Annotated in this window: 5 protein-coding genes and 1 pseudogene; 1 reads left to right on the forward strand and 5 read right to left on the reverse strand. The window is 31.4% G+C overall.

The genetic code is table 11. The annotated features are described in order from the left end of the window. Positions 1-788 precede the first annotated feature (788 nt). From RBB48_RS27935 to RBB48_RS27955, 5 genes and pseudogenes are all read right to left on the reverse strand, one after another. Entirely contained in the window at positions 789-1,229 is a 441-nt protein-coding gene (locus RBB48_RS27935; RefSeq protein WP_306008480.1) for a hypothetical protein, read from the reverse strand. Between the two features lie 413 nt (positions 1,230-1,642). Then, positions 1,643-2,625 (reverse strand): annotated as a pseudogene (locus RBB48_RS27940) (hypothetical protein). 218 nt (positions 2,626-2,843) lie between these two features. Continuing rightward, positions 2,844-3,419 carry a DUF2306 domain-containing protein gene (locus tag RBB48_RS27945; protein ID WP_306008483.1) on the reverse strand — a complete coding sequence of 192 codons (576 nt, stop codon included), beginning with the start codon at positions 3,417-3,419 and terminating at the stop codon, positions 2,844-2,846. Positions 3,420-3,728: 309 nt separating this feature from the next. Beyond that, positions 3,729-4,700, reverse strand: coding sequence for a hypothetical protein (locus RBB48_RS27950; RefSeq protein WP_306008481.1), 972 nt, complete (start codon positions 4,698-4,700; stop codon positions 3,729-3,731). After that, positions 4,700-5,569: an RNA-binding protein gene (locus tag RBB48_RS27955; RefSeq protein WP_306008482.1), complete on the reverse strand. Its 870-nt coding sequence runs from the start codon at positions 5,567-5,569 to the stop codon at positions 4,700-4,702. Before RBB48_RS27955 ends, RBB48_RS27950 begins: the two co-directional genes overlap by 1 nt. Before the next feature lie 108 nt (positions 5,570-5,677). On the opposite strand from RBB48_RS27955, the gene RBB48_RS27960 reads away from it, so the two are divergent. After that, the coding region (locus tag RBB48_RS27960; protein ID WP_306008484.1) for a hypothetical protein at positions 5,678-6,000 on the forward strand (323 nt) is incomplete at its 3' end.

Here is a 6,000-nt window from a genome sequence, read left to right on the forward strand (position 1 = left end):
AAAAAAGAAAGTCTTACATACATTATATAAATTATCATCATCATATTCAATTTATTTTCAACAGAATATTCAGACTCCTATTTGTATTCAAGTTCTATTTTTCTTTATAATATGGATATATTTTAAAGGATTAAGCTATAATTCCTCATTACCTTCTGATATGCATGTAGAAAAAAGTCAAGATTCTAATAATTTTCCTTTTTTACTATAATTAGATTGATATATATGCAGACTATTTGTTTGCTATAGTTTCTTATCACTTCTTGATATTATATGATATTTCACCACTGAAGACCTCTAAAATAACATTATTTAGGGATCTCCATTTATGTATAAAAGCACTAACTTTATATACTTAAAATATAACATGTGTAACTTTTGACTAAGTTTGATAATTCGCCTTTAACTATTAGTTCTATATTAGGAGTGGATCTTATGGAAGGAAAAACATTGATAAAATATATTTTTTACTTTTTTCTTATTTACTTGTTTATATACCCTCATTTCCAGTTATAGTTGTTCTTAGTATGGCTGGTGCTTCTCCTGATGTAGAACATACTATACTAGAATGGATAATTACGATTTTTGAGTTATCTGTTACAATTTTAGGTGCTTGGTTTTTTAACTTTATTTTCAAAAATATAATAGGAATTAAGAAGAATACAAAATTCACCTGGACTATCTGTATTTTTCATTTAATTCTTATTCCTTTGACCTGGAGGCTTCTTCTTTATTATTAGGTTATCAATCTTTTTTATTAATAAAACTACATTTCAAACCCTGATTATTTAATCGTGTACTTGCATACTAAAAAAATAAATTCCTGTGTTTGTCTTAAACAAATATTCTTCATAACAGCATGCATAATAACCTCCTGGATCTAATTTAATCCAATAAACCTCATCTGGTTCTTGTTTGAATACATTTAATAAATGCTCTATTATAAATTCCTTCGAAGTCAATCCATTTAAATCATATCCGCACGGTATTTTCCCAAACCAAGAAGACTCTCCATTGGGATATTGGCAAATTAGGAATTCTTTTTTCCACTCTTTCAAGCGGATGAGTTCTAACGTGTCATTACTAGTAGCATATGTCGCCTTTTTGGCAAGTACAAAAATATTGTCCTTTTTATTTTCTGACATAATACTAAGCTCATAATAATTCCTCACGTATTCGTCTGTATTTATATCTGCAAAATCACTTAAGATTTTATTAATTGTATTCATTTTTTACTCCTTTTAAACGTTGCTTTAAAATAAAGTTTGATCAAAAATCTCTTACCAAATTAGATTCTATGACTCACAAAAAGAATCGATTTAAAAAAAAGATTGATTAAAGCCAACTCTTTCCTTAGGATTGCATGAACAGTTTTCATAAAAAAATTTGTTCATTTTCTGTTCATGTTCCTAGAAAATATAAACTTTTGGTTGATTCATTCTAAAGAGATATTTCATACTGATACAACTTAATTCATAACTTTATACTTTTTAAAATTATACGACTTTCATTTGAAAATATAGCATTAATAACTAATACAAACTTTCATTTTCTTTAAAAAGCAGCAAAACCATTCATGCACTTTGCATCGAAAAAACAAAGTTATCAATATAACCTATTACATATTATTTTTGATATACAATTATTTTATAAGTTCATAGATGTTACTACTGTTTTGAATTTTCTCTGACGTTAGCCAGAGTGAATAGCTTGTTCTATCTTTGTTGGATACAAATATATCAAATTTCTCGTTATGTAGTTCTTCTTTAAGAATCGTGACCACCTTTGTCAAATCCTCCATTACATCGGGATCATTTTTATACTCCATAGAACTGTCATTAAAAACTATCGTAGCTTCATATTTTGGACATTTCCCTTCCTTCGGATGTGCACAAGTAATATCTTTAATTACAAAGCGGTCATTTTGAATTTCTTTTAATCTTTCAACGACTTTTGTTTGTGTTTCAATTAAATATGTCCAATAACCGCTTACTTTGTCTTTCATTGTTAGTAGAAGTTCTTCTTTCGTTATACCCTTTTGCACATCTTCGAAAGGAAGACCAATCGATTTACCATTATAATCCTCAATTTCAAGTTCTGTTATCTTTCTATTACTCTTTTGAATGAGTTGGAATAATGTATGTAAACGATCTAATTCTATAGTTTCAAATTGACTATAATCGATTTCCTTACTCATTTTTAAGGTTAATAACAACTCATCTGTTGGTTTTTCTGCTGCATTGTTATAATCTACTATATATTGAAGAACATTTTTATTTTCAGATTCCTCGTAACCTAACTTTTTCATTTCTTCAAGAATGGGTTTGAATTTCTTATATTCCTCGTATGTGTTTTTCCATATTCGTATTCATCACCTTGTATTGTGGAATAGAAGATGCCATTTACCTCTACTCGAAATTGAATATTTTTATTATCCTTTGCCTGAACAGTATGGTACGTATGTCCCATATTTCCTTCATGTATCCCGCCCCAATCTGTTACAACAACATCGAAACCATATTTTTCTTTTATATATTTTTTCACCTGATTTTCATTTTCATAATTGCACCCACTCAAACATAAGAAACATAACACTAATAACCATACATTTTTCATTCTTTTCATATAACCCCTCATATCCCTTCCTTACATAAGAAACGTTCTCTGGTTGAATACTGTAAAAATATTAAAAGGTAAAGTATTTTTTGAATAACGTACTTCATTCGTTCAATTATTTTTTCGCTAGCGTCACCGTAGGTTACTCCATAATCTCAGCGGGAAAAATTACAAAAAAACATTGAATTGCTGAGGATTTCAATCCTTAACATTAAATCAGATTTGCATCATAAATGTACATCCTCATATAACAGGTATTTTCCTTTATTAAGTCTTTGTCTTATAAATAATTCTGCAATAATTAGATTTGGTACCCATGCTAACCAAGCAATAACAGTGTAACTAACTTCAAACTGCTCTAATCCAAATAGCAATACAAACAAAGGTAGCCAAATTCTTAATGTAACTGCCGCAAAGGTTAAAGAATAATTTCTAATCACCCAATTTCGATGGTCTTGAATTTTCTTATTCTTAACTCTATTTAATGCTTGATATGCTGATGTTAGCCAAAATACGGATAACAAACCGAGACCAAGCTTTGCTACCAATCCCCCCATAGCGTAAAAGGATAAGTACAGTCCTGAAACGCCGCCTAATAATATACCAACCATATAGATTCTCCCAACTATTCGATGACGGTTAATATTCTTTCCTCTAAATTTTGTGGATAATGTAAACGGACCGATTACTAATGCTACTATACTAGTTGTAATATGTATAAATAACATTATATACCAAAAAACAATTAATTTAGATACAAACATAAGCTTCATTTTGACAAGTCCTGTTTGAAATCCATCCATAATAAAATATTGGGCCACAACATAACTAGCTACTAAAATAGCTAAAAAAATGAATATAAACCAAATTTTACTGCCCCCTTGTTACATTTAGGGCCATTTGATTATACATTACTGTTCATTCTAGGAAGGAATAGAAAAGCCTTATTTAATTATCTATTCAACACATTGTTTTTTCATTAAAACAACTCTAATTGAAGTCTATAAAAAATGAAATTAGATATATTGCAAACAAAAATTGAGTTGTGAAAATCCATTCGTCGTTAAAACAACAAAGAACCGCTTCAGCATATTTAACTGAAGCAGCCCTTGTTATCTCAAAAATGGTAATGGTGCTTGCTGAATTCCGTTTTGAGTTGAGATATAAAAAGATTTTGCGAATCCCTCACTGTGAATGCATTCGTCTATTACAAGCATTATAGGAATCTTTCGTAAGTCTAGCATTAGCTCCTTTCTAACATGTTCTGCTAAAGCAAGATTAGATATAGATAATATAAAAATTCCTGGTAAACTCTTCGTGTTCTCGAAATTCAATAAATTATTTGGTCCATTTTGAATTTGATCTTCCCAAATTTTCAATCGCGATTTTAAATGTTGTGCATACCGCTGACCTTGTTGTACCCTTTCAAATATGAAGTTTTGATTTCCAATCGGAGTTTTAATTTCTCCAACAGCAATTGGATTATACCCATTACCAATACCTTGTAACTTCGGATACCAGCACCAGTTTTTTAATAATTGTTGGCCTATTGCAAACTCATATTTTATTTGATTCATAGTGACAAATCTTTGTATACCCGCCACCCCAAGTTTTAACCACTGCTCTGGCTTTAAAGAATAGTTTGTATTACGGTTATGATAAGCCCACATCATCAAATGACCAGCAGTATTTAGAGTAATTGGAGCAGAGGTTTTAGGCTGATCCGGAAATAGCCCTGATTTTATCTCCCATCTACTAACAAATCCATACAGTACCAGTTTTTTCAGCGATTCCGAAACCTGAGACCTACTAATTTTAGATTCCACAAAATTTTTCATTTGAGCTTCAGTAATAGCTAATGAATCCCAAATAAGCTTTAGTATTAAATTGTCTTTTTCATTTATAAAACCGGAATTAATTCTGTCATAAATACTACGTAAATCTGTAAGTGGTTTGAATTTATCTGGAAGAATTGGCCCCCCCTGTAGAGAGGGGTCATCCCAAAGTGATAAAGATTGGTCCCTATTAAGCCAATATTGAACCGCTTTTCCATTCTCTTGTACGGAAACCTGCGGCGCACTCATTAGTTATATAAAAACGCCGTTGGATCGTTAACTTTTTTGCGTCCAAAAGGAAACTTGAAGATAACCCCCGACCCTCTCTCTTTTTCTACATCCACATTCACAATTCTCATACTTACTACTTCATCCAATACTGGCTGTTCGATTGTTTTAGGGACAATTCCTTTAATTGTGCAGCCTTGGTCCAGTTCAACAAAAACTCCAAAACGCGGGTCAACATTTACAACTCTCCCTACAATTGTATCCCCTTCAGCTAATTCAGATAATAATTGATAAGGATTTTCCACTGCCGCTTTCCTAGAAACGTGAATTAGTCGTTGCTCCGGATTAAATTGTAGAACCTTAACTGGGATACGTTCACCAATAGGTGCATAGCGATCCACTGCGTTTTTATACACTCTTCCATAGTTTAGTTCATGTAACTTCATGAAGCATTCCGCACCATTAATGCGTAAGAATATAGTAGGAACCTGAGCATTCATATTGTATCCAGTTACTTCTGCTTCGTAGGTTGGCTCTTGCAGTCTTTCATCTTGCTCCAATTCTATTAATTCACGAATTAAAGCATCTGCAGATCTCCTACTTGCTTCTTTTACTGAAACCTGAACTTTATTTACATCTAGTTCATCAGACATTTGAGTAATTACTACGTTAAAAATATTACCTGTGAATTGTGTAATACTTCTAAAAGAATAATCTGAGAAGTCCTCTTTCTTACAAATACCTATAATCTTTCCGTTTTCAAGGGCGAACTCAGCATATTCAGTATCTGGATCGTCTTTATCGTGTCTTTTAACCGCTCTCAATACTGCTTGAATTGGCTCTTTATATCTACGTAGTCCCTGTAGCTTTTCATAAGTTTTTGAATCCATAAAAATATCTCCTCTCCCTCGTTCAATATTTATAAAGTTCAAAAATAATACTTCTACTTGAATTATTGATACTTTTAGCTAAGAAACTAAGATTTTTAGAAATATTTTCTGAAATTTATAATCTTGCTATTTTTCATATTTATAATCTCTATTATTTTTTCATTATTTTCAAAAGGTGAAACTCAGCAAGAAGCAAAAGAAGTTGTAGACGACATTGTTACCGGTCCTAATGGGAAAACACTCTTAATCGTTGCTGTGGTATTTGTAATCAGAGGGATATTTATTGTTGGTAGTATTGTAAATAATGGCTATGAACCACCTTCAAATCCAAGTATGCGAAACGATCGTACACCTTTGAATTGTGCTCATTATGGTGGCGAATGGGACACAGGTGGTCTTTTTGGAGAAGCTAAATGTGTTTATAATAAAAC

Source organism: Bacillus sp. MMSF_3353 (assembly GCF_030733445.1).
Taxonomy (GTDB): Bacteria; Bacillota; Bacilli; order Bacillales; family Bacillaceae_G; genus Bacillus_A; species Bacillus_A wiedmannii.